The organism is Streptomyces sp. NPDC001068 (assembly GCF_042897315.1).
GTDB lineage: Bacteria > Actinomycetota > Actinomycetes > Streptomycetales > Streptomycetaceae > Streptomyces.
Genome location: NZ_JBIAYD010000019.1, coordinates 92,543 through 115,702, shown reverse-complemented (window position 1 = coordinate 115,702; position 23,160 = coordinate 92,543). Strand labels below are relative to the sequence as shown.

Genomic DNA, 23,160 nt, shown 5'->3' with positions numbered 1-23,160 from the left:
ACCTTCACCGGGTAGACCGAGTCGGGAGCCAGCTCAGCGACCTGCGCGAAGATCGAGCTCTTGTCGATCAAAGACCAACGTTGGCCCGCAGCGTCAACGAACTCAACCTCGACGATGCCAGGAAACGGCTCGTCATCCACCCAACGAACCGCTTCACACCGCAGCTCAGGCACTCAGGCTCCCGTCCTAGGTCCGGTCCCCAGCGACAACGAGCGCCAGTATGCCTGAGACCCCGCGCCTCGTTACGGGACAACCTTTAGGGGTGCCGAAGGGGCGGGAAGGCCTGCTGAAACGGGTTGCGGCGGTACGAGTCCTCGTACCGCCGCTGGCATGCTCACCGGGTTACCAAGCGTCCTCGATATGTCGCCCATCAGGTCGGGTACTTTGCCCGTCACCTGGTGCGGCTGGCCCGTAATCGACGGGTCGACGTCGCGTGGGTGCCTGGTGTCCATGCTGGGTCCGTGGGGCCGAATGCGTTGGAGCAGGTGATCCTCTCGGATGTCCTCAGGTCTCGCGGGCCGCTAAACCCTTTGTACTGCAAGCCCCGAGCAAGCGGAACCCCTGCCTGCAGTTCTTTACTTTTGGGTTCAAAGGCGCATCAAGGCGCATCAAGGCGCGCCAAAGGGGCATCACTGGACCGAACAAGTGAAAGGGGCGGGTGGTGCGCCGGTCAGGAGACCGGGTTCCGGCGCCGGCTCGCGTACCAGACCAGCCCCGCGGTGGCCGCCGCCGCTCCTATCGCCGCCGCGGCGACCAGCGCCGGGCGCGGGGGCGCGGAGATCCGCTGCTTGAGCCGGACCGGGCGGTTGAAGTCCAGGATCGGCCAGCCGCGCGCGAGCGCCTCGCGGCGCAGCGTCCGATCCGGGTTGACCGCGTGCGGCTGACCGACCGCCTGCAGCATCGGCAGGTCGGTGGCCGAGTCGCTGTACGCATAACTCCGGTCGAGGTCGTACCCCTCTGAGGCGGCCAGCTCCCGGACCGCCTCGGCCTTCGTGGGGCCGTAGGCGTAGTACTCCACCTCGCCGGTGTAGCAGCCGTCGTCGCCGACGACCATGCGGGTGGCCACCACCCGGTCGGCACCCAGCAGTTCGCCGATCGGTTCGACCACCTCGGCGCCCGAGGTGGAGACGATGACGACGTCCCGGCCGGCCTGGTGATGGGCCTCGATGAGGGAGGCGGCCTCGTCGTAGATGATCGGGTCGATCAGGTCGTGCAGGGTCTCGGCGACGATCTCCTTGACCTGCTGGACATTCCAGCCACGGACCAGGCCGGACAGGTAAGCGCGGGTGCGCTCCATCTGGTCGTGGTCCATACCGCCGACCAGGAAGACGAACTGGGAGTACGCGTTGCGCAGGGCCGCCCTGCGGTTGATCAGGCCGCCTTGGTAGAACGACTTGCTGAAGGTGAGCGTGCTCGACTTCGCAATGACCGTCTTGTCCAGGTCAAAGAAGGCCGCTGTGCGGGGCAAGGAGTGGTTTTCCACGCCCCCGAGCATAGGCGCCCACCATTCGGCGTAAGGTGTGGCGCGTGGGTTTGCCTGAGAGGGCTCTCGGGTACACCATGGAAGTCACGGATCGTTCGCGACCGTGCTAACCCGGTCCGGCTCCTCCCCCCCCGAGTCGGCCGTGGAGACGACCCCCACTCTCCCCCCCGGTGGGGGTCGTCGCATGTCCGGACGCATTTTCTCGCTCTCCTCCGGGCTCCGGGACCTTGGTCGGGCGGCTTCGGCCGCCCCTCTCGCATGCCCATGATCCGTCACGGTGGGTAGTCGCCGCGCTGCGCTGTGGAAGTCGCACAGGGCCCAGAACGAGCCTCACCGGTATGGGTGACGGCGATATTCACAACCGTCGAGTTGTCCACAGTTTTGGACCAAGATCCACACGATTTCCGCGTTCGTCGCACCGTGATTCCAGCGCGCTCCGGCGGCGGCGAGTTCATGGCCGGTTCCGATTGCCGGGCGCCAATGGCCGGTTTCTGTCGGCCGTGCATATGGAGGGCCGCTTGCCGGTTCTTCACACATTTGGGAATCGCGTGGCCCACGGGCCCCGCACGGGAACGCAGCCGAGGGAGAAGCCCACGTGGCCGGAACTGTCACCCACGAACCACCGTCCGCCGCCCCGGGACGGCCCGGACGACCGATGATCGTCACCGAGGACGCCGAACTCCTCGACGACCTGCTGCGCCTGTGCGCGGCGGCCGGTGCCAAACCCGAGGTCCACCACGGAGTACCGGAACGCGGCGGCGGGTGGGAGTCCGCCCCGCTCGTCCTGGTCGGCGACGACGCCGCACGCCGGGTGCGCGGAGCCGCGCGCCGCCGCGGGGTGGTGCTGGTCGGCCAGGACCAGGACGACCCCGAGGTGTGGAAACGCGCCGTGGAGATCGGCGCGGACCACGTTCTGATGCTGCCCGACGGCGAGCAGTGGCTCGTGGACCGGATCGCCGACGTGGTCGAGGGCGTGGGCCGCCCGGCCCTGACCGTCGGGGTGATCGGGGGCCGGGGCGGGGCCGGAGCCTCCACGCTTGCCTGCGCCCTCGCGGTCACCTCCGCGCGGGAGGGGCTGCGCACCCTCCTCGTGGACGCGGATCCGCTGGGTGGCGGAATCGACGTCCTCCTCGGCGCCGAGACGGCCGAGGGCCTGCGCTGGCCCGCGTTCGCGGCCTCGCGCGGCCGGCTCGGCAGCGGTGCCCTGGAGGAGTCGCTGCCGGAACTGCACTCGCTGCGGATCCTCAGCTGGGACCGGGGCGACAGCGTGGCGATCCCGCCGCCCGCCGTCCGCGCGGTGCTCGCCGCCGTCCGCAGGCGCGGCGGCACCGTGGTCGTCGACCTGCCGCGCCGCCTGGACGACGAGGTCGCCGAGATCCTCGCCCAGCTCGACCTCGCGGTCCTGGTGGTCCCCGCCGAGCTTCGCGCGATCGCGGCGGCGGGCCGGGTGGCGGCCACCGTCGGCATGGTCGTGCGCGATCTGCGGGTGGCGGTGCGGGGCCCCTACGGGCCGGGACTGGACGACCGCGAGGTGGCCCGGCTGGTCGGCCTGCCGCTGGCCGGCGAGGTACCCGTCGAGACGGGCCTGTCCCGTCCGGGCAGGAAGCCCCCGGGGTCCGCCGCACGCGGCCCGCTGGCCCGCTTCTGCAAGGGCTTCTGGGAACGCGCGCTCGTCGAGGCGGGTGGCGTATGAGGCCCGGCACCGCGAACTCGGACGGTCCCGCCCTGCTCGACGGGGTCCGGCGCTGGCTCGCCGAGAGCGGGGCCGAACCGACCCCCGCGCGCGTGGCGCAGGCGCTGCGCGCACAGGGCCGGGTGCTCGGGGACGCCGAGGTCCTCGGCGCCGCCGAGCGGCTGCGTTCCGAACTGGTCGGCAGCGGCCCCCTGGAACCCCTGCTGGCCGACCCCACGGTGACCGACGTCCTGGTCTCCGCCCCGGACCGGGTCTGGGTGGACCGCGGGGGAGGCCTGGAACTGACCCGGGTCGCCTTCCCGGACCCCGTGGCCGTACGACGACTCGCACAGCGGCTGGCCGCGGTGGCGGGCCGGCGCCTGGACGACGCCCGGCCCTGGGTGGACGCCCGGCTGCCCGACGGCACCCGCCTGCACGCCGTACTGCCTCCGGTGGCCGTCGGCTGCACCTGCCTCTCCCTGCGGGTGGTGCGGCCGCGCGCTTTCACGCTCGACGAACTGGTGGCGGCCGGGACCGTGCCACCGGGCGGGGACCGGATCCTGCGGGCCCTGCTGGCGGCCAGGCTCTCGTTCCTGGTCAGCGGCGGCACCGGGACCGGCAAGACGACCCTGCTGAGCGCGCTGCTCGGCCTGGTCGGTCCGGGGGAGCGGATCGTGCTGGCCGAGGACTCGGCCGAGCTCAGGCCCGAACACCCCCACGTCGTAAGGCTGGAGACGAGACCCGCCAACCAGGAGGGGGCCGGGCTGGTCACGCTGGAGGACCTGGTCCGGCAGGCGTTGCGGATGCGTCCCGACCGGCTGGTCGTCGGCGAGGTCCGCGGCCCCGAGGTCGTGCACCTGCTGGCCGCGCTCAACACCGGTCACGAGGGCGGGTGCGGCACGGTGCACGCCAACGCGGCCGCCGACGTCCCCGCCCGCCTGGAGGCACTCGGTACGGCCGCCGGGCTCGACCGGGCCGCCCTGCACAGCCAGTTGGCGGCCGCGCTGTCGGTGGTGCTGCACCTCGTACGGGACCGCGCGGGCCGGCGGCGGATCGCCGAGGCGCACGTGCTGGAGCGGGGTCCCTCGGGTCTGGTCCGGACGGTGCCGGCCCTGCGCTGGGGCGCGGACTCGTTCGTGCGTGAACCGGGGTGGGAGCGGCTGCGGGACCTGCTCCAAAGTGACCTGCGTGAACCGTGAGTACGTGATCTGCGCGTACGCGAGCGGTGCGCACGTGATCTGCGCGTACGCGAGCGGTGCGCACGTGATCTGCGCGTACGCGAACGGCGCTTACGTGAACAGCGAGTTCGTGAAACCGCGAGTTCGTGATCTGTGAGTCGGAAGGGGCGTGTGTGATGGGTGAGACGACGATGGGTGCGGCCGTGGTGTGCGGCGGGGTCATGGCGTGGCTCCTGGCCGAGCGGCAGCGCGAGGTACGGCGGGCACGGCTGCTGCTCGCCGGGGGCGGGGCACTGGCGGCCGGGCCGCCCTCCTGGGAGCGGGCGGTCGGGGAACTGCGACGGCTGCGCGGCCGCCTGCGGGGCGAGTGGTGGGCCCTGGTCGCCGGCATCGTGCTGGCGATTCTCGCCGCCTCGGTGATTCCGGTGCTCGCGGGGGCGGCCGGGGTGCCGGTGCTGCGCCGGCTGCGGCTGGCCCGCCGGGCGGACCGGGTCCGGCAGGAGCGTGCGGACGCGGTGATCGCGCTGTGCGGAGCGCTCGCCGGTGAGGTGCGCGCGGGACGGCAGCCCGGCGAGGCGCTGCTGCGGGCCGCGCGGGACTGCGACGGACTCGGCGAGGCAAGGGCGGCCGTGGTGGCGGCGGCTCGCTTCGGCGGGGACGTGCCGGGCGCGCTGACGACAGCGGCACACCGGCCGGGAGCCGACGGCCTGTTGGGGCTCGCGGCGTGCTGGCGGGTGGCCGTCGACCAGGGCGCCGGGCTCGCGGCCGGCCTCGACCGGCTGGACGCGGCCCTGCGTGCCGAGCGGGACCAGCGCGCGGACCTGCGGGCCCAGTTGTCCGGCGCCCGGGCCACCGTGGTGCTGCTCGCCGCGCTGCCCGCTCTCGGGCTGGTGCTCGGCTCTGCCATGGGCGCGGACCCGTTGCGCGTGCTGTTGCACACCGGGGCCGGACTGGGCTGCCTGACCGTCGGAGCGGTGTTCGAGGGCGCCGGGATGTGGTGGGCGGCCCGGATCGTGCGGGGAGCTGAGGCGGCGTGAGCGCGGAACCCGTCCACAGGCTGGGGGCGGTGCTCGTGGCACTGTCGCTCCTGGGCTGGTCGGCATGGCGGTTGTGGGACGCCGGGCGCGGGCGCCGGGCGCGGCGCAGGGCGGCCGCCGTCCTCGCCCTCCGGATGCCGGAGCGACGCTCAGGTGTCGGCGGCGCCGTCCGCGGATGGCTGCCGGTGGCCGGTGTGGTGTGCGGCGGCTGGGCGCTGGCCGGTGGGGTCGGCGGAGTGGTGCTGGGCCTAGGTGTCGCCGTGGGGCTGTGGCAGTGGCGGCGCCGGGAGGCGGACGCGGGACGGGCGGCGCAGGCCGAGGCGTCCCGGGCCGCTCGTCAACTCCCGCTCGCCTCCGACCTGCTGGCCGCCTGCATCGCCGCCGGGGCGGGACCGGTGGCCGCGGCGCAGGCGGTCGGTGAGGCGCTCGGCGGTCCGGTCGCGGAAGGGCTCGCGCGGGGCGCGGCTGAACTCCGCCTGGGTGGCGAACCGTCGGACGCCTGGCGACGGTTGGCGGCCCTGCCGGGGGCCGGTGCCCTGGCCCGCCTGCTGGAGCGCGCGGACGAGTCCGGGCTGCCGGCGTCCGCCCCGGTCGCCCGGCTCGCCGCGGACGCCCGTGCGGAATGGGCGAGAAGCGCGACCGCGCGGGCGCGACGGGCGGCGGTGCTGATCTCCGCGCCGGTCGGGCTGTGCTTCCTGCCCGCGTTCATCACGGTCGGAGTGCTGCCCGTGGTGATCGGCCTGGCGACGGGCGTGATGAGAGGGGGTGGTGGAAGTCCGCGATATGCGCTCTGGCCGGCACCAGACCACCGGCGCCGAATCATCGGGGCCAGATCACCGGACCACATCACCGGACCGGATCACAGCACCAGATCACCAGAACCAGATCACCAGAACCAGATCACCCAACAGGAAATCAGGAGGGGTCGAGATGTACGGAAAGTTGCGGAAGTTCCTGCGCCGGGACGCGGGAATGGTCACGTCCGAGTACGCGATGGGGATCATCGCCGCCGTGGGGTTCGCGGCGGTGCTGTACGCGGTCGTGACGAGCGGGCAGGTCAGTTCGGAGCTCCAGGACATCGTGAAACGAGCCCTCAGTGCGGGCATGTGAGCGGTGGCGCGGGGCGGACCGCGGGTTCGTGACGGCGGAGGCGGCCGTGGTGCTGCCGGTGCTGGTGGCGTTCACGATGGCACTGGTGTGGGGGCTGCTCGTGGTGGCCGCCCAGATCCGGTGCGTGGACGCCGCCCGCACCGGGGCCCGGGCCGCCGCCCGGCAGGACGCCGAGGGCGCGGTGATCGCCTTGACGAAGGCCGCGGCGCCGGACGGGGCGACGGTCACCGTCGGCCGCGAGGACGACCGGGTCCGGGTGACGGTGGTGGCGAGGCCACCGGTCCTCGGTGCGCTGCCGTTCGAGGTACGGGAGTCGGCGGTGGCGCTGGCGGAGGAGGCGGGGCCGTGAGAGGGCGGTACGCGGATCGGGACCGGGGCTCGGCCACCGTCTGGAGCGTCGGCGCGATCGGCGTCCTCTGCGCCGTGTTCGGGGTCCTGCTCGGGCTGGGACAGGCCGTGGTGGTCCGGCACCGGGCGGCGGGCGGCGCCGACCTGGCCGCGCTCGCGGCGGCGGACCACTGGGCCGAAGACACCGAGGGGGCCTGCGCCCGCGCCGACCGGGTGGCACGGGCACAGGGTGCGCGGCTCACGCGGTGCGTGATCGTGGGAGACGTCTCGGACGTCTCGGCGGCCTCGGGCGGCGGGCTGTTCACGGTGGAGGTCCGGGCGAGAGCCGGCCCCCGTTGCGACGCGCCCGCCGGGGGCGCGGGGGGTTGCGCGGACGGCGCCCACTCACCCGCACCCGTGCGGACGGCTAATCCGGTGCCCCCTTCAGCAGCACCGTGAGCAGCCGCACCGCGCCCCGCTTGTGCAAGGGATCGTTGCCGTTCCCGCACTTGGGGGACTGGATGCAGGACGGGCACCCGGCCTCGCACTCGCACGCGGCGATCGCCTCACGGGTGGCGGTGAGCCAGGCACGGGCGGTGTGGAAGGCGCGCTCCGCGAAGCCCGCGCCGCCCGGGTGGCCGTCGTAGACGAAGACGGTCGGCAGCAGCGTGTCGGGGTGCAGCGGGACGGACACGCCGCCGATGTCCCAGCGGTCGCAGGTCGCGAAGAGCGGGAGCAGGCCGATGGAGGCGTGTTCGGCGGCGTGCAGGGCGCCGCCCAGGATCTCGGGGGTGATCCGGGCCTCGTCGAGCTGGTCCTCGGTGACGGTCCACCACACCGCGCGGGTGCGCAGGGTACGGGGCGGGAGGTCGAGCTTCGTCTCGCCGAGAACCTCGCCGGTGATGAGCCGGCGGCGCAGGAAGGAGACCACCTGGTTGGTGACCTCGACGGAGCCGTAGCACAGGCGGCCGTCGCCCCAGGGGATCTCGGTGTCGGTCTCCAGCACGGAGATGGCCGTGGTGTCGCGGGCGACCGTGGAGTACGGCGGCTCGGCCTGCTCGACCAGCGCGACCGAGTCCTCCAGGTCCAGGGAACGCACCAGGTAGGTACGGCCCTGGTGCAGATGGGCCGCGCCCTCGTGGACCGTGGAGTGCGCGGCGCTCGCGTCCACCGTGCCCAGCAGCCGTCCCGTGCCCTCCTCGACGACCTGCACCGGCCGCCCGCCCTCGCCGCGGATGTCGGTCAGCTCGGCGGCCCGCTCCCGCCGGGTCCAGTGCCACGCCTTGGTACGGCGGCGCAGCAGCTTCGCGGCCTCCAGCTGCGGCAGCAGCTCCGCGCACGCGGGGCCGAACAGGTCGAGGTCGTCCTCCGTGAGCGGGATCTCGGCCGCGGCGGCGCACAGGTGCGGGGCGAGGACGTAGGGGTTGTCGGGGTCGAGGACCGTCGATTCAACCGGTTGGTCGAACAGGGCCTCGGGATGATGCACGAGGAACGTGTCCAGCGGATCGTCGCGGGCCACCAGCACCGCGAGGGCGCCCTGCCCGGAGCGGCCCGCCCGACCCGCCTGCTGCCACACGGAGGCCCGCGTACCCGGGTACCCGGCGATCAGTACGGCGTCCAGCCCGGAGACGTCCACGCCCAGCTCCAGGGCCGTCGTGGCGGCAAGCCCGAGGAGCTCCCCGGAGTGCAGCGCGCGTTCCAGGGCGCGCCGCTCCTCGGGGAGGTAGCCACCCCGGTAGGCCGCGACACGCCCGGCCAGAGAGCGGTCCACCTCGGCGAGCCTTTCCTGCGCGATCAGGGCGATCAGCTCCGCGCCGCGCCGGGAGCGGACGAAGGCCACGGAGCGTACGCCCTGCACGGCGAGGTCGGTCAGCAGGTCGGCGGTCTCGGCGGTGGCGGTACGGCGCACCGGGGCGCCCTTCTCGCCGTGCAGCTCGGTCAGCGGCGGCTCCCAGAGGGCGAAGACCAGCTCGCCCCGCGGGGAGGCGTCCTCGGCGATCTCCACGACGGGCAGGCCGGTCAGGCGGCGGGCGGCGACGGCGGGCTCTGCGGCGGTCGCGGAGGCCAGCAGGAAGACCGGGGAGGAGCCGTAGCGGGCACACAGGCGGCGCAGCCGGCGCAGCACCTGGGCGACGTGCGAACCGAAGACGCCCCGGTAGGTGTGGCACTCGTCGACGACGACGTACTTCAGCGACTTGAGGAAGGAGGACCAGCGGGCGTGCCCGGGGAGTATCCCGCGGTGCAGCATGTCCGGGTTGGTGAGCACGTAGTTGGCGTACTGGCGGACCCACTCCCGTTCCTCGTACGGGGTGTCGCCGTCGTACACGGCCGGTCGTACGGCGTTGCCCAGGGGTTGTGAAAGTTCCTTCACCGACCGCCGCTGGTCCGCCGCCAGTGCCTTGGTGGGCGCCAGGTACAGCGCGGTGGCACCGCGGCCGTTGGGCGCCTCGGAGCCGTCCAGGAGGGTGGACATGACCGGCACCAGATAGGCCAGCGACTTGCCGGAGGCGGTGCCGGTGGCGACCACCACGGAGTCGCCGTCCAGGGCGTGCTCGGCGGCCAGCGCCTGGTGCTCCCACGGGTGGTCGATGCCGCCCGCCTGCACGGCCGCGATCACCTCCGGCCGAATCCGGTCAGGCCAGACGGCATGCCGACCCTCCCGCGGGGGCAAGTGCTCCGTATGAGTGATGCGCGAAGCCCGGCTCGGCCCGGAGGCGAGCCGGTCCAGGACCGTGCCCGGAGAGAACCCGGACACGGCCGGAGCCGAGGGTCGGTCGGATCGGTGATTTATGGCCATCGGGTCCGAGTGTGTCACCGGCGTGACGGACAATGGGGCCAAGGCGTCGTGCACGCCTGCCGGTAAGTGATTGAATGCCATCGCGGCTGGCGTACCGTCCCGGGGGCCGCAGGCCGAGGTGTCCCAAGGGGCGACCCGCTCGATAGCAAGGTGCTGGAGGATCCGTGGACCTGTCCCTGTCGACCCGTACCGTCGGCGATCGCACGGTCGTCGAGGTCGGTGGCGAAATCGACGTATATACCGCGCCCAAGCTGCGCGAGCAGTTGGTCGAGCTGGTGAACGACGGGAATTTCCACCTCGTCGTCGACATGGAGGGCGTGGACTTCCTCGACTCCACCGGGCTCGGCGTGCTGGTCGGCGGCCTGAAGAGGGTGCGTGCCCATGAGGGCTCGCTGCGCCTGGTCTGCAACCAGGAGCGCATTCTGAAGATTTTCCGCATCACCGGTCTGACCAAGGTGTTCCCGATCCACACCTCGGTCGACGAAGCGGTGGCGGCCACCGACTGACCCGGACCGGCCGACGGCTCCCGGACCGCAGATCGGTCCGCGCCGTCCGGCCGGTCCTCGGCACGGGCTCGTACCTGGCTGTACGCGTGCCCGTGCCACCCCCGCCCGCTCGGGCCCGTATGCCTGTGCCGGCAGCCGTTCACGGGTCGCAGGCCCTGGGCGGGAGCAATTCATCAGGGGGCCGGGTTTTCGGCGATCCGGTCCCCTACCGCACGCCTGTAGTTCCGAGGGGGACGTATGGCCACCGTTGAACTCCGCTTCAGCGCGCTGCCCGAGCACGTCCGCACCGCCCGACTGGTGGCGGCGGCGGTGGCACGCAGGGCCGGAGTGGACGAGGCCGTCCTGGACGAGGTCCGGCTGGCCGTCGGCGAGGCCTGTTCCCGTGCCGTCGGACTGCATCAGAGCGCCGGCATCACCGAGCCGGTGCGCGTGGCGCTGATCGAGGAGGAGAAGCAGTTCTCCATCGAGGTCGGCGACGACGCGCCGCGGTCCGTTCCCGTCGACCGGGCGACCGGCGCGGCGCCGGACGCCGACGTGGAGGCCGAGGAGGACGAGATGGGCCTCGCGGTCATCAGTGGTCTCGTCGACGACGTGGAGGTCACCGCCGGAGAGCACGGCGGCCTGATCCGCATGACCTGGCCGACCACCCCGCCGGGGATCGCGCTCACCTGACAGTCACCCGATCATGAGAAGGGCCCTGCTGAGCAGGGCCCTTCTCGTCGTTTTCCGGCCGATGCCGCCGCCTCGCCGAATTCGTGAAAGAAATCACGATCGTTCGTGAAGGAAATCACGATCCAAGTTTCCGTCGATCGCCCGATAATTTGATCAAGCGCCGAATAGGCCAGTGGTGATCGTCAATGGTTTTAGGGCGTTACCACTTTCGGGTTCGCCGACGGGACCTCGATCATTTGCTGAAGAGCACGAGAAGGTCAATTCCGTTTACCGTCCCCTGTTTAGATCACTCGCGGGTACCTAGAATCCGTCCACATCTTGAGCTCATGCCCAAGCGTCAAGGAGGACGAATGGCGGGGCTTTCTACCCCTCATCAGTTGGGTCACCCCACAACCCTCGCGGCCGCGGTCCTGACCGACGACAACCGGGTCCTGGTCGCGGTGATCGCCGTCGTGGCGCTGGCCGCGCTCGTCGTCGCCGGGATCCTGGTGCGCCAGGTGCTCGCGGCCGGCGAAGGCACCGACAGCATGAAGAAGATCGCGGCGGCGGTCCAGGAAGGCGCGAACGCCTATCTGGCCCGGCAGTTGCGCACCCTCGGCGTATTCGCCGTCGTGGTGTTCTTCCTGCTCCTGCTGCTGCCCGCGGACGACTGGAATCAACGCGCCGGCCGATCGATCTTCTTCCTGATCGGCGCGGCGTTCTCGGCAGCCACCGGCTATATCGGCATGTGGCTCGCCGTGCGCAGCAATGTCCGCGTCGCCGCGGCGGCCCGGGAGGCCACCCCGGCAGAAGGCGAGCCGGAAAAGGATCTCACCGACGTCTCCCACAAAGCGATGAAGATCGCTTTCCGTACGGGCGGCGTGGTCGGCATGTTCACGGTGGGGCTCGGCCTGCTCGGCGCCTCCTGTGTGGTGCTGGTGTACGCGGCCGACGCGCCGAAGGTGCTCGAAGGCTTCGGCCTCGGCGCCGCCCTGATCGCGATGTTCATGCGTGTGGGCGGCGGCATCTTCACCAAGGCCGCCGACGTCGGCGCCGACCTGGTCGGCAAGGTCGAACAGGGCATTCCGGAGGACGACCCGCGCAATGCCGCGACCATCGCCGACAACGTGGGCGACAACGTCGGCGACTGCGCGGGCATGGCCGCCGACCTCTTCGAGTCCTACGCGGTGACCCTGGTCGCCGCGCTGATCCTCGGCAAGGCGGCCTTCGGGGACGCGGGGCTCGCCTTCCCGCTCCTGGTACCGGCCATCGGTGTGCTCACCGCCATGATCGGCATCTTCGCGGTCGCCCCGCGCCGCAGCGACCGCAGCGGCATGAGCGCCATCAACCGTGGCTTCTTCATCTCCGCGGTGATCTCGCTCGTGCTGGTCGCGGTCGCGGTCTTCGTCTACCTGCCGGGTACGTACGCGGACCTCGACGGCATCTCGGACGCGGCCATCAAGGCGAAGGACGGCGATCCGCGGATCCTCGCGCTCGTCGCGGTCGCCATCGGCATCCTGCTGGCGGCCGTCATCCAGCAGCTGACCGGCTACTTCACGGAGACCAACCGGCGTCCGGTCATGGACATCGGCAAGTCCTCGCTGACCGGCCCGGCGACCGTGGTCCTCGCGGGCATCTCGATCGGCCTCGAATCGGCCGTCTACACCGCCCTGCTGATCGGTCTCGGCGTCTACGGGGCGTTCCTGCTCGGCGGTACGTCGATCATGCTGGCGCTGTTCGCGGTGGCGCTGGCCGGTACCGGCCTGCTCACCACGGTCGGTGTGATCGTCGCCATGGACACCTTCGGGCCGGTCTCCGACAACGCCCAGGGCATCGCGGAGATGTCCGGCGACGTCGAGGGCGCGGGCGCGCAGGTGCTCACCAGCCTGGACGCCGTGGGCAACACCACCAAGGCCATCACCAAGGGCATCGCCATCGCCACCGCCGTACTCGCGGCGTCGGCGCTGTTCGGGTCGTACCGGGACGCGATCACCACGAACGTGCAGGACGTGGGAGCGAAACTGACCGGTCCGGGTGCGCCGTTGACCCTGTCGATGGACATCTCGCAGCCCAACAACCTCGTCGGGCTCATCGCCGGCGCGGCGGTCGTCTTCCTCTTCTCCGGACTCGCCATCAACGCGGTGTCGAGGTCGGCGGGTTCGGTGGTCTACGAGGTGCGGCGGCAGTTCCGCGAGCACCCCGGGATCATGGACTACACGGAGACGCCCGAGTACGGCAAGGTCGTCGACATCTGCACCAAGGACGCCCTGCGCGAGCTGGCCACGCCGGGACTGCTCGCCGTGATGGCGCCCATCTTCATCGGGTTCACGCTCGGCGTCGGTGCCCTCGGCTCCTACCTTGCCGGCGCGATCGGCGCGGGCACCCTGATGGCCGTCTTCCTGGCCAACTCCGGTGGTGCCTGGGACAACGCCAAGAAGCTCGTGGAGGACGGCCACCACGGCGGCAAGGGCAGCGAGGCCCACTCCGCCACGGTGATCGGCGACACGGTCGGCGACCCCTTCAAGGACACCGCGGGTCCCGCGATCAACCCGCTGCTCAAGGTCATGAACCTGGTCTCGCTGCTCATCGCACCCGCGGTGATCAAGTTCTCGTACGGACACGACAAGAGCATCGGCGTCCGGATCGTGATCGCGATCCTCTCGCTGCTCGTGATCGTCGGCGCCGTGTACATCTCCAAGCGGCGCGGCATCACCGTGGGCGACGACGACGAGGACGGCGCGGAACGCGTGGCCAAGTCGGCCGACCCAGCGGTGGTTTCGTAGGCGGCCTTACGGCGGCCGGCCGCGCTCCCCGGAGGGGGCCAGGCCAACGGACGGGCGGACGGCGTGTGCTGACACGGCGTCCGCCCGTTCCGTGTGCCGGGGGTGGCCCCGGGAATCCCGCGCGCGGGCGCATGTGATCGCGCGCCGGGGTCGCGGGTGTGCGCGTCGTCTCGTCGTGAGCCTTCTCTCTCGTGTCTTCCACGGTGTAAATCGACCTAAAAGCATATTTAGTGCACGCTCTCCATGGGGGTGCTGTCCGCGCGCCGTGTAGATTCCGGGGGCCGAGAGCCATTGAAGGGACCTATCCGGTGAACAAGAAGCTCACGGCCGCACTGTCCGGCGGTGCGGTACTCGTAGTGGCGCTGTCCGGGTGCAGCAGCAACAAGGGGACCGATCCCAAACTGATCGCCTGGGCCAAGACCGTGTGTGACGCGGTTCCGGCGCAGGACGCGAAGATCAAGGCGGCCAACGCGGCCATCGCGCAGACGGCCTCGGACACCACGAGTTCGCCCGCGACCATCCAGAAGACCGACTCCCGGGCCTTCCAGGACATGTCCGACGGCTACAAGGCGCTCGCCTCGGCCATCGGCGGCGCCGGTGCGCCCCCCGGGATCGACGACGGCGCCAAGCGCCAGCAGGACGTCGTGAAGAACCTCAACAGCCTCTCCGCGTCCTACGCCGCCCTGAAGAAGAAGGTCGACGCGCTCGACACCAAGAGCCAGGCGAAGTTCGCCTCCGGTCTGCACGACGTGGCCGCCCAGATGGCGGATCTGGAGACGCAGAACAAGAGCGGTACCGCGGCGCTGGAGGCCCTGGAGCAGGGCGAGGTCAAGAACGCGATCGCCGAGCAGGCCAGCTGCAAGAAGGTCTCCGTGACGTCGTCGGCCTCGGCGGCGGCCTCCTCGACCGCGAGCTGATCCGACGGGCAGGACGGCCGCCACGATCCGAGGCGGTGTCCGCCGGTGCGCGCGGGCCACAATGGAGGGTGTGACTGACTCCGGCCTCGCCACCCTGCCCGCCTCCGACCGCCCCGACGTCGCCGCCCGGCTGCGCACCGCACTGCTGGACGCCTCCTTCACCGCCGACGGGCTCCTGGAACTGCTCGGCGCGCCCGCCTACGCGGCGCTGGCCCGCAGCGAGACGGTGCCCGCGCTCCGGGCCACCCGCGGGGACACTCCGCTGGAGACGCTCGTGAGGCTGTTCCTGCTCCAGCAGCCCGTGCCGCACGCGCGCGTGGCGGACGCGCTGCCCGTGGACGACCTTCTGGACAGCGGCTGGCTGACCCGCGCGGGCGGCGACGAGGTCGCCGCCACCGTGGACGTCCGGCCGTACGGCGGGCCCGACGGCGAGGACTGGTTCATCGTCTCCGACCTCGGCTGCGCGGTCGGCGGCGCCGGCGGCGTCGGACACCGTCACGAGGGCGTCGTCCTGGGCGTCGGCGGCGCGTCCACCACGCTGGCCGGCATCACCGTTCGAACCCCCGTCTCCACCGCCCTCGACCTCGGGACCGGCTCCGGGATCCAGGCGCTGCACGCCGCCCAGCACGCCACGCGCGTGACGGCCACCGACCTCAACCCGCGCGCGCTGCACATCACGGCGCTCACGCTGGCGCTCTCCGGCGCCCCGGCGGCGGACCTGCGCGAGGGCTCGCTGTTCGAGCCGGTCAAGGACGGGGAGGCGTACGACCTGATCGTGTCCAACCCGCCGTTCGTGATCTCGCCGGGCGCCCGGCTGACGTACCGGGACGGCGGGATGAGCGGGGACGATCTGTGCCGCTCGCTCGTTCAACAGGCCGGGGAACGGCTGGCCGAGGGCGGGTTCGCGCAGTTCCTCGCCAACTGGCAGCACGTAGCGGGGGAGGACTGGCAGGACAGGGTCAGGTCATGGGTGCCGCGCGGGTGCGACGCGTGGATCGTGCAGCGCGAGGTGCAGGACGTCAACCAGTACGCCGAGTTGTGGCTCCGGGACTCCGGTGACCACCGCGGGGACACGGTGGAGTACCAGGCGCGGTACGACGCTTGGCTCGACGAGTTCGAGGCGCGCAAGGTCAAGGGGGTGGGATTCGGCTGGATCACCCTGCGGAAGACGACGGCCGCCGAGCCCTCGGTCACGGTGGAGGAATGGCCGCATCCGATCGAACAGCCGCTCGGTGACACGATCCGCGCGCACTTCGACCGGCTCGACTACCTCCGCGGGCACGACGACGCGGATCTGCTCGAAGGTCACTTCAGGCTCGCCGTCGAGGTGGTCCAGGAGCAGGTCGGGCTGCCCGGCGCCGAGGACCCGGAGCACGTGGTGCTGCGCCAGCACCGCGGGATGCGGCGCGCGACGAAGGTGGACACGGTGGGCGCCGGGTTCGCCGGGGTGTGTGACGGCTCGCTGAGCGCGGGGCGGATTCTCGACGCCATCGCCCAGCTGATGGGCGAGGACCCGGTGCTGCTGCGCGACCGCACGCCCGCGCAGATCCGGCTGCTGGTGGAGCAGGGGTTCCTGGAGCCGGCGGGCTGACGGACCGCCGAGCCCGCCGACCGCCGAGCCTGCCGGACCGGTGGGGCTGACCGTCTCCCGGCCTGACGGACGCGCCGGAACGGGTCCCGACGGACACGCCGGGAAAGGAAAAGGGCCGGAAAAATGTGGCCGGAATGTTCGGCCCGTAGTCAGTCGGTCGTATGTTCGAGAAGTTGGCGGGATCCCGTTCACCTCGATTTCGCCCGCCGTCCGCTCGTCCGCCGTCCGCCCGTGGCAGTCTCCCGGCGCTGGGCAGTCACGGGCGGCAGGGAAGGGGTGCGCGGGTCATGGAGAGCGGACCGGCGATCTTCGCGGGGGCGGTGTTCGCCCTGTTCGGAGGCGCACTTCTGGTGTGGACCGGCGTCAGGGTCCGCCGCGGCGAGCCCGTCGCCCAGGGTGTGAGTCAGGTCGCATCGGCGACCCTCGCGAGCCTCGCCGCGGTGATCGCGCTGGGCCTTGGGGCGTACTGCCTGACCCGCGCCTGAGGGTGCCGCCCCGGTAATCGGAGCATCACGCTCCGGACAGGGCCGGGAGAACGGCCGGGGACTCCGGGCGGCAGGAATGGCGGTAGTCGGGTTACCGTTCGAGTGGCCGTTGTGGGCTTTTCCCGTTTGACACGGGGGCGGGATGTACCGTCACACTCCGCAGCGTCACCAAGTGAGCGGGTATCCGTATCCGTGCCGCGACCCCGGGAGCAAGGCCTGGGGAGGCCCCAGCGTCGACCGGAGAGAAGAGCGAAGTTGTCCCCGACCAGCGAGACCGCACAGGGCGGCCGCCGACTTGTCATCGTCGAGTCGCCCGCCAAGGCGAAGACGATCAAGGGCTACCTGGGCCCCGGATACGTCGTCGAAGCGAGCGTCGGGCACATCCGTGACCTTCCCAACGGCGCCGCGGAGGTGCCCGAGAAGTACACCGGCGAGGTCCGGCGCCTCGGCGTGGACGTCGAGCACGACTTCGAGCCGATCTACGTCGTCAACGCCGACAAGCGGGCGCAGGTCAAGAAGCTCAAGGACCTGCTGAAGGACTCCGACGAACTCTTCCTCGCCACCGATGAGGACCGCGAGGGCGAGGCCATCGCCTGGCACCTGCTGGAAGTCCTCAAGCCCAAGGTCCCGGTCAAGCGGATGGTCTTCCACGAGATCACCAAGGACGCGATCCGCGCGGCCGTCGCCAACCCGCGCGACCTGAACCAGCGCATGGTCGACGCCCAGGAGACCCGCCGCATCCTCGACCGCCTCTACGGCTACGAGGTCTCGCCGGTCCTGTGGAAGAAGGTCATGCCGCGTCTGTCGGCCGGCCGTGTCCAGTCCGTCGCGACCCGGCTCGTGGTCGAGCGGGAGCGCGACCGCATCGCGTTCCGTTCCGCCGACTACTGGGACCTGACCGGCACCTTCGCGACCGGCCGCGCGGGCGACCCCTCGGACCCCTCCTCGCTCGTCGCCCGGCTGCAGGCCGTCGACGGCAGGCGCGTCGCCCAGGGCCGTGACTTCGACTCGCTCGGGCAGCTCAAGACCGCGAACACCCTGCACCTCGACGAGACGAACGCCCGCGCCCTGGCCGCCGCGCTGGAGAACACGCGGTTCGCCGTCCGGTCGGTGGAGTCCAAGCCGTACCGCCGCTCGCCGTACGCCCCGTTCCGTACGACGACCCTCCAGCAGGAGGCCAGCCGCAAGCTCGGTTTCGGCGCCAAGGCCACCATGCAGGTCGCGCAGAAGCTGTACGAGAACGGCTACATCACCTACATGCGTACGGACTCCACGACGCTGAGCGACACGGCGGTCAGTGCCGCCCGCGCGCAGGTGACGCAGCTGTACGGCGCCGACTACCTGCCGCCGTCCCCCCGCGTGTACGCCGGGAAGGTCAAGAACGCCCAGGAGGCGCACGAGGCGATCCGGCCCTCGGGTGATCGTTTCCGCACCCCGGCGGAGACCGGCCTGACCGGCGACCAGTTCAAGCTCTACGAGCTGATCTGGAAGCGGACCGTCGCCTCCCAGATGAAGGACGCGACGGGCAACAGCGTCACGGTGAAGATCGCCGGCACCGCCGCCGACGGCCGGGACGTCGAGTTCAGCGCCTCCGGCAAGACGATCACCTTCCACGGCTTCCTCAAGGCCTACGTCGAGGGCGCCGACGACCCGAACGCCGAGCTGGACGACCGCGAACGCCGGCTGCCGCAGGTCGGCGAGGGCGACGCGCTCTCCGCCGAGGAGATCACGGTCGACGGGCACTCCACCAAGCCCCCGGCCCGTTACACCGAGGCCTCGCTGGTCAAGGAGCTGGAAGAGCGCGAGATCGGCCGCCCGTCGACGTACGCGTCGATCATCGGCACGATCCTCGACCGCGGCTACGTCTTCAAGAAGGGCACGGCCCTGGTGCCGTCCTTCCTCTCGTTCGCCGTGGTCAACCTGCTGGAGAAGCACTTCGGCCGGCTGGTCGACTACGACTTCACCGCGCGGATGGAGGACGACCTCGACCGCATCGCCGCCGGCCAGGCGCAGGCGGTGCCGTGGCTGAAGCGGTTCTACTTCGGCGAGGGCGGCGAGGGCACCGCCACCGGCGGCGCGGCCGACGCGGGCAACGGCGACGGGGACCACCTCGGCGGCCTCAAGGAGCTGGTGACCGACCTGGGCGCGATCGACGCGCGCGAGGTGTCGTCGTTCCCGGTGGGCAGCGGCATCGTGCTGCGGGTCGGCCGCTACGGCCCGTACATCGAGCGCGGCGAGAAGGACTCCGAGGGCCACCAGCGCGCGGACGTGCCGGAGGACCTGGCACCCGACGAGCTGTCGGTCGAGCTCGCGGAGGAACTGCTCGCCAAGCCGAGCGGCGACTTCGAGCTGGGCGCGGACCCTCAGACCGGCCACCAGATCATCGCCCGGGACGGCCGCTACGGCCCGTACGTCACCGAGGTGCTCCCCGAGGGCACCCCGAAGACCGGCAAGAACGCGGTCAAGCCGCGCACGGCGTCGCTCTTCAAGTCCATGGCCCTGGACACGGTCACCCTGGCGGACGCGCTGCAGCTGATGTCGCTGCCGCGCGTGGTCGGCGCCGACGCCGAGGGCCAGGAGATCACCGCGCAGAACGGGCGCTACGGGCCGTACCTGAAGAAGGGCACGGACTCGCGTTCGCTCACCTCCGAGGACCAGCTCTTCACGATCACCCTCGACGAGGCGCTGGCGATCTACGCCCAGCCCAAGCAGCGGGGCCGGGCCGCCGCCAAGCCGCCGCTGAAGGAGCTGGGCACGGACCCGGTCAGCGAGAAGCCGGTCGTGGTGAAGGACGGCCGCTTCGGTCCGTACGTCACCGACGGGGAGACCAACGCGACCCTGCGCTCCGGCGACAGCGTCGAGGAGATCACCCCGGAGCGCGGCTTCGAACTGCTCGCCGAGAAGCGGGCCAAGGCGCCCGCCAAGAAGACGGCGAAGAAGGCACCGGCGAAGAAGACCGCGGCGGCCAAGAAGGCCGCGCCCGCGAAGAAGACGGCGGCGAAGAAGACCGCCGCCAAGACCACCACGACCGCGAAGAAGACGACCGCGAAGAAGGCGGCGGCTTCCAAGGCGGCCACGGAGGACTGAGCCGGCCTCAGATGTCCATACCGGTCCGATCGGTCACATCGGTCATATCGCCCTCCGCCGATCGGACCGGACGGATCGGTCGGATCGGTCGGACCGTCCAGACCGGTTGACATCGGTCACGTCGGTTCACACCGTCTTCGCAATGCGCGCGCCCCGGCATCAACTTGGTGTCGGGGCGTGTCTACCTGTGGACGGTCGCGGCGGCCTGTCGGCGGCTGCCGATAGGCTGAAAGCATGACGCCAGCCGAGCAGCCAACGGCCCCCCAGACCGAACCGGACGACGCACTGGTAGCGGATTCCCGCGAGCGTGCCGTCCGCTCGTTGCTGCGCCGACCCGAGCTGAGGCGGTTGTGGAGCGCCCAACTCGTCAGTGGTGTCGGTGACACCCTGGCGCTCCTGGTGCTTGTCGTGCTCACGCTTCAAGCGGCGATCTCGCAGGGTTCGTTCGGCGGTGGCTACCGCGGTGTGGCCTTCGCGGTCGCGACCGTCTTCGGCGTGCGCATTCTGGCCACCCTGCTCTTCGGCGCGGTCCTGCTGGGCCCGTTGACCACGCTGACCGCCCAGGACGGCCCGCTGGACCGCCGCTGGACCATGGTCGGCGCCGACGGTCTGCGCGCGCTCCTGCTGATCGTCGCCCCCCTGTGGATCGACTGGACGCCGGAGAACGCCCCGGCGGTGCTCCTGGTGACGGCCTTCGTCACCGGCGTCGCCGAGCGCTTCTGGACGGTCTGCCGGGAGGGCGCGGCCCCCGCGCTGCTGCCCGCCCCGCCGCCGGAGGGCGCGACGGTACGACCGCTGCCGGACCACCTGGACGCCCTGCGCCGCCTGTCGCTGCGCACGACCTTCCTGGCCGTCCCGCTCGCGGCCGCGGCGCTGGTCGTCGCCTCCCTCGTCAACAACCTGCTGGGCACGGGCATCGACTGGTTCGCCCAGCACCAGGCGGCCCTCGGGTCGTACGTGGCGGCGGGCCTGTTCGCCGCCTCCCTCTCGGTGCTGGTCTACCTGGAGGTGCCCGGAACCCGCACCCCGCGCGCGCGGTCGCCGCTGGAGGGCCTGCGCCGGCCCAAGGCCGGCACCGGCACCGACCGGGGCCGGACCGGGGTCATCCCGCTGCTGGTGACGGCCTGTGCCGCGGTCGCCGGTGCGATCTCCGCCGCCGTCGCCGTCGCCGTGCTGCACGCCAAGGACCTGGGCGGCGGCCCGGTGCTCTACGGCCTGCTGGTGCTCGTGCTGACCGGCGGCGTCGCCGTCGGCATCCGGACCGCCCCCGCGCTGCTGCCCACGCTCTCCCGCCGCCGGCTGCTGTCGCTGGCGATCGCCTTCACCGGCGTCGCGCTGCTCGCCGGCGGCCTGGTCCCGGACGTCACCTCGGTGCTGCTGATCCTCGCGCTGGCCGGCGCGGGCGCGGGCGTGGCCGCCAACACCGGGCACACGCTGCTCGACCAGGAGACCGAGGACCACCGCAAGCCGCGCACCACCGAGCACCTGCACGCGGTGGTCCGGGTGGCCATAGCGCTCGGCGCGGTCATCGCGCCCCTGGTAGCCGCGCTGATCGGGCCGCACCGGCTGGAGAACGGCAAGTTCGTGTTCGCGCACGGCGGTGCCGCGTTCACCCTGATGCTGGTCGGCGCGCTGCTGCTGCCGGTGGCCGCACTGGTGCTGGCCAAGGTCGACGACCGGGCGGGCGTACCGCTCCGGCACGACCTGCGGGACGCGCTGCTCGGCGGCGACGACCCGGCGCAGACGCCCACGGACAACGGTTTCTTCATCGCCCTGGAGGGCGGCGACGGCGCCGGGAAGTCCACCCAGGCCGAGGCACTCGCCGAGTGGATCCGCGCCAAGGGCCATGAGGTCGTCCTCACCCGCGAACCCGGTGCCACCCCGGTCGGCAAGCGGCTGCGCTCGATCCTGCTCGACGTCTCCTCGGCCGGTCTGTCGCACCGCGCGGAGGCGCTGCTGTACGCCGCCGACCGCGCGGAGCACGTCGACACCGTCGTCCGGCCCGCCCTGGAGCGCGGCGCGGTCGTCATCTCCGACCGGTACATCGACTCCTCCGTCGCCTACCAGGGTGCCGGACGCGACCTCTCCCCGACGGAGGTCGCCCGCATCAACCGCTGGGCGACCGCCGGACTGGTCCCGCATCTGACGGTCCTGCTGGACGTGGAGCCGGAGACCGCCCGCGAGCGGTTCACCGAGGCTCCCGACCGGCTGGAGTCCGAGCCCGCCGAGTTCCACGCGCGCGTGCGCGCCGGTTTCCTCACGCTGGCCGCCTCCGACCCGGGCCGCTACCTGGTCGTCGACGCCGGGCAGGAGCCCGAGTCGGTGACCACCGTGATCCGGGCCCGGCTGGACACCGTGCTGCCGCTGTCCGAGGCCGAGATCAAGGCCGCGGAGGAGGCGCGCAAGGCCGCCGAGGAGGAGGCCCGCCGCAAGGCCGAGCTGGAGGCCGCGCGCAAGGCCGAGGCGGAGCGGGTCGAACGCGAGCGCCAGGAGCAGCTCGCCAAGCTCCGTGCCGAGGAGGAGGAGCGCAAGCGCCGCGAGCTGGAGGAGGCGCAGCGCCGCGAGGCCGAACGGCAGGCGGAGGAGGCCCGGCTGCGTGCCGAGGAGGCCCGCCGCCGTGCCGAGGAGGAGCAGGCCCGGCTGCTCGCCGAGGAGCAGGCCCGCGCGGAGGCGGAGGCCCGCCGCAAGGCCGACGAGGAGCGCCGCCGCCAGCAGGCCGAGGAGGAGGCGCGACTGCACGCCGAGGCCGAGGCACGGCGCCTGGAGAAGCAGCGCAAGGCCGAGGAGGCCCTGCTCAAGGCCGAGCAGGCGCGGCGGGCCGCGGCGGAGGCGGCGGCCGCGGCCGACGTGGCCGCCCGCGAGTCGTCCGCGCCCAGGCCGACCGCGCCCGGTGTCACGCCGGAGGCGACGACCATGCCGACGCCGGTGGTGCGCGCTGACGACGAACCGCCGGCCACGCCGAAGCGCGCGACGGACGAGCCGAAGCGTGCGACGGACGACACGGCGGTGCTTCGCCCGGTGCAGGCGGACCGTGAGCCCGCGGCCCGGGAGTCCGAGTGCGAGGTGACGGCGCAGCTGCCGCAGCCCCCGGCGGGGGCTGCCGACGAGACGGCGGTCCTGCCGCCCGTGGTGCCCGGCGCCGCCGACGAGACGGCCGTCCTGCCCCCGGTGCGCGCCGCCGACGAGACCGCCGTGCTGCCGCAGGTGCGCGAGGACGCCTCCGCTCCCGGCGACGCCACCGCTCCGGGCGACGCCCCGGCGGACCGGATGCCGCCCGGCTTCTTCCGGGACGAGCGGCAGGGTGGCTCCGGCGGCGACCCGGACGGCTCGGAAGGCCGTACACGGGAAATGCCGCAGGTCGACGACGACAGTTCGGCCCGGCGTAAGCGCCCCCGGCCCGACTGGGCCGAGGAGACCCCGCTGGACGACCTGCCGTCGCTGGCGGACGAACTGCTCGGGTCGTACGAGGACGAGGAGTTCGACGACGAGCGGGGCGGCCGACGCGGCCGCGGGCGGCGCGGCTGACCCGGTCCCGG

General features: G+C 72.2%; 17 protein-coding genes and 1 pseudogene. 16 read left to right on the top strand and 2 right to left on the bottom strand.

Annotated elements, in window-relative coordinates; all coding sequences use genetic code 11:
* Positions 1–670: 670 nt before the first annotated feature.
* Positions 671–1,495, bottom strand: coding sequence for an HAD family hydrolase (locus ACFY3I_RS39360; protein ID WP_390865748.1), 825 nt, complete (start codon positions 1,493–1,495; stop codon positions 671–673).
* 583 nt (positions 1,496–2,078) lie between these two features.
* Between ACFY3I_RS39360 and ssd the strand changes: the two genes are divergently transcribed.
* The 8 genes and pseudogenes from ssd (at position 2,079) to ACFY3I_RS39320 (ending at position 7,266) form a co-directional block, all read left to right on the top strand.
* Positions 2,079–3,176 (top strand): septum site-determining protein Ssd, encoded by a 1,098-nt coding sequence (gene ssd / locus ACFY3I_RS39355; protein WP_390865746.1) that lies wholly within the window; start codon positions 2,079–2,081, stop codon positions 3,174–3,176.
* Positions 3,173–4,354: a TadA family conjugal transfer-associated ATPase gene (locus tag ACFY3I_RS39350; protein WP_390865745.1), complete on the top strand. Its 1,182-nt coding sequence runs from the start codon at positions 3,173–3,175 to the stop codon at positions 4,352–4,354. The genes ssd and ACFY3I_RS39350 overlap by 4 nt, the downstream gene beginning before the upstream one ends.
* Positions 4,344–4,490, top strand: coding sequence for a hypothetical protein (locus ACFY3I_RS39345; protein WP_390865744.1), 147 nt, complete (start codon positions 4,344–4,346; stop codon positions 4,488–4,490). Before ACFY3I_RS39350 ends, ACFY3I_RS39345 begins: the two co-directional genes overlap by 11 nt.
* Before the next feature lie 19 nt (positions 4,491–4,509).
* Positions 4,510–5,370, top strand: coding sequence for a type II secretion system F family protein (locus tag ACFY3I_RS39340; RefSeq protein ID WP_390865743.1), 861 nt, complete (start codon positions 4,510–4,512; stop codon positions 5,368–5,370).
* Positions 5,367–6,140 (top strand): annotated as a pseudogene (locus ACFY3I_RS39335) (type II secretion system F family protein); the annotation flags it as partial. The gene ACFY3I_RS39340 and the pseudogene ACFY3I_RS39335, both read left to right, overlap by 4 nt.
* Positions 6,141–6,300: 160 nt before the next feature.
* Complete coding sequence (locus tag ACFY3I_RS39330) at positions 6,301–6,480, top strand: DUF4244 domain-containing protein (RefSeq protein ID WP_365286552.1); 180 nt, start codon at positions 6,301–6,303, stop codon at positions 6,478–6,480.
* A 28-nt stretch (positions 6,481–6,508) separates the two neighbouring features.
* On the top strand, positions 6,509–6,829 hold the full coding sequence (locus ACFY3I_RS39325; RefSeq protein ID WP_390865742.1) for a TadE family type IV pilus minor pilin: 321 nt from the start codon (positions 6,509–6,511) through the stop codon (positions 6,827–6,829).
* Complete coding sequence (locus tag ACFY3I_RS39320) at positions 6,826–7,266, top strand: Rv3654c family TadE-like protein (RefSeq protein WP_390865741.1); 441 nt, start codon at positions 6,826–6,828, stop codon at positions 7,264–7,266. The genes ACFY3I_RS39325 and ACFY3I_RS39320 overlap by 4 nt, the downstream gene beginning before the upstream one ends.
* Here the strand turns inward: ACFY3I_RS39320 and ACFY3I_RS39315 are convergent.
* Entirely contained in the window at positions 7,235–9,685 is a 2,451-nt protein-coding gene (locus tag ACFY3I_RS39315) for a DEAD/DEAH box helicase (RefSeq protein WP_390865740.1), read from the bottom strand. The two genes, ACFY3I_RS39320 and ACFY3I_RS39315, sit on opposite strands and share 32 nt — an antisense overlap.
* An 83-nt stretch (positions 9,686–9,768) precedes the next feature.
* Here ACFY3I_RS39315 and bldG point away from each other — a divergent pair, with 83 nt between their 5' ends.
* From bldG to tmk, 8 genes are all read left to right on the top strand, one after another.
* Positions 9,769–10,110, top strand: a complete 342-nt coding sequence (gene bldG / locus ACFY3I_RS39310; protein ID WP_009189842.1) for an anti-sigma factor antagonist BldG — start codon at positions 9,769–9,771, stop codon at positions 10,108–10,110.
* 237 nt (positions 10,111–10,347) lie between these two features.
* Positions 10,348–10,782 carry an ATP-binding protein gene (locus ACFY3I_RS39305; RefSeq protein ID WP_365286544.1) on the top strand — a complete coding sequence of 145 codons (435 nt, stop codon included), beginning with the start codon at positions 10,348–10,350 and terminating at the stop codon, positions 10,780–10,782.
* Positions 10,783–11,132: 350 nt separating this feature from the next.
* Entirely contained in the window at positions 11,133–13,544 is a 2,412-nt protein-coding gene (locus tag ACFY3I_RS39300) for a sodium-translocating pyrophosphatase (RefSeq protein WP_390865739.1), read from the top strand.
* A gap of 308 nt (positions 13,545–13,852) precedes the next feature.
* Positions 13,853–14,461, top strand: a complete 609-nt coding sequence (locus tag ACFY3I_RS39295; RefSeq protein WP_390865738.1) for a small secreted protein — start codon at positions 13,853–13,855, stop codon at positions 14,459–14,461.
* A gap of 61 nt (positions 14,462–14,522) precedes the next feature.
* Complete coding sequence (locus tag ACFY3I_RS39290; protein WP_365286538.1) at positions 14,523–16,052, top strand: class I SAM-dependent methyltransferase; 1,530 nt, start codon at positions 14,523–14,525, stop codon at positions 16,050–16,052.
* 287 nt (positions 16,053–16,339) lie between these two features.
* Complete coding sequence (locus tag ACFY3I_RS39285; protein WP_390865737.1) at positions 16,340–16,537, top strand: hypothetical protein; 198 nt, start codon at positions 16,340–16,342, stop codon at positions 16,535–16,537.
* Between the two features lie 255 nt (positions 16,538–16,792).
* On the top strand, positions 16,793–19,624 hold the full coding sequence (gene topA / locus ACFY3I_RS39280; protein ID WP_390865736.1) for a type I DNA topoisomerase: 2,832 nt from the start codon (positions 16,793–16,795) through the stop codon (positions 19,622–19,624).
* A 234-nt stretch (positions 19,625–19,858) separates the two neighbouring features.
* Positions 19,859–23,149 (top strand): dTMP kinase, encoded by a 3,291-nt coding sequence (gene tmk / locus ACFY3I_RS39275; RefSeq protein ID WP_390865735.1) that lies wholly within the window; start codon positions 19,859–19,861, stop codon positions 23,147–23,149.
* Positions 23,150–23,160: the final 11 nt, after the last annotated feature.

Excerpts from the sequence above, each read along its gene's own strand:
- ACFY3I_RS39360 (WP_390865748.1), bottom strand. The coding sequence starts at position 1,495 with ATGCTCGGGGGCGTGGAAAACCACTCCTTGCCCCGCACAGCGGCCTTC.
- ACFY3I_RS39340 (WP_390865743.1), top strand. The coding sequence starts at position 4,510 with ATGGGTGAGACGACGATGGGTGCGGCCGTGGTGTGCGGCGGGGTCATG.
- ACFY3I_RS39305 (WP_365286544.1), top strand. The coding sequence starts at position 10,348 with ATGGCCACCGTTGAACTCCGCTTCAGCGCGCTGCCCGAGCACGTCCGC.
- tmk (WP_390865735.1), top strand. The coding sequence starts at position 19,859 with ATGACGCCAGCCGAGCAGCCAACGGCCCCCCAGACCGAACCGGACGAC.
- ACFY3I_RS39330 (WP_365286552.1), top strand. The coding sequence starts at position 6,301 with ATGTACGGAAAGTTGCGGAAGTTCCTGCGCCGGGACGCGGGAATGGTC.
- ACFY3I_RS39315 (WP_390865740.1), bottom strand. The coding sequence starts at position 9,685 with ATGGCATTCAATCACTTACCGGCAGGCGTGCACGACGCCTTGGCCCCA.
- ACFY3I_RS39285 (WP_390865737.1), top strand. The coding sequence starts at position 16,340 with ATGGAGAGCGGACCGGCGATCTTCGCGGGGGCGGTGTTCGCCCTGTTC.
- ACFY3I_RS39350 (WP_390865745.1), top strand. The coding sequence starts at position 3,173 with ATGAGGCCCGGCACCGCGAACTCGGACGGTCCCGCCCTGCTCGACGGG.
- ACFY3I_RS39290 (WP_365286538.1), top strand. The coding sequence starts at position 14,523 with ATGGAGGGTGTGACTGACTCCGGCCTCGCCACCCTGCCCGCCTCCGAC.
- ACFY3I_RS39300 (WP_390865739.1), top strand. The coding sequence starts at position 11,133 with ATGGCGGGGCTTTCTACCCCTCATCAGTTGGGTCACCCCACAACCCTC.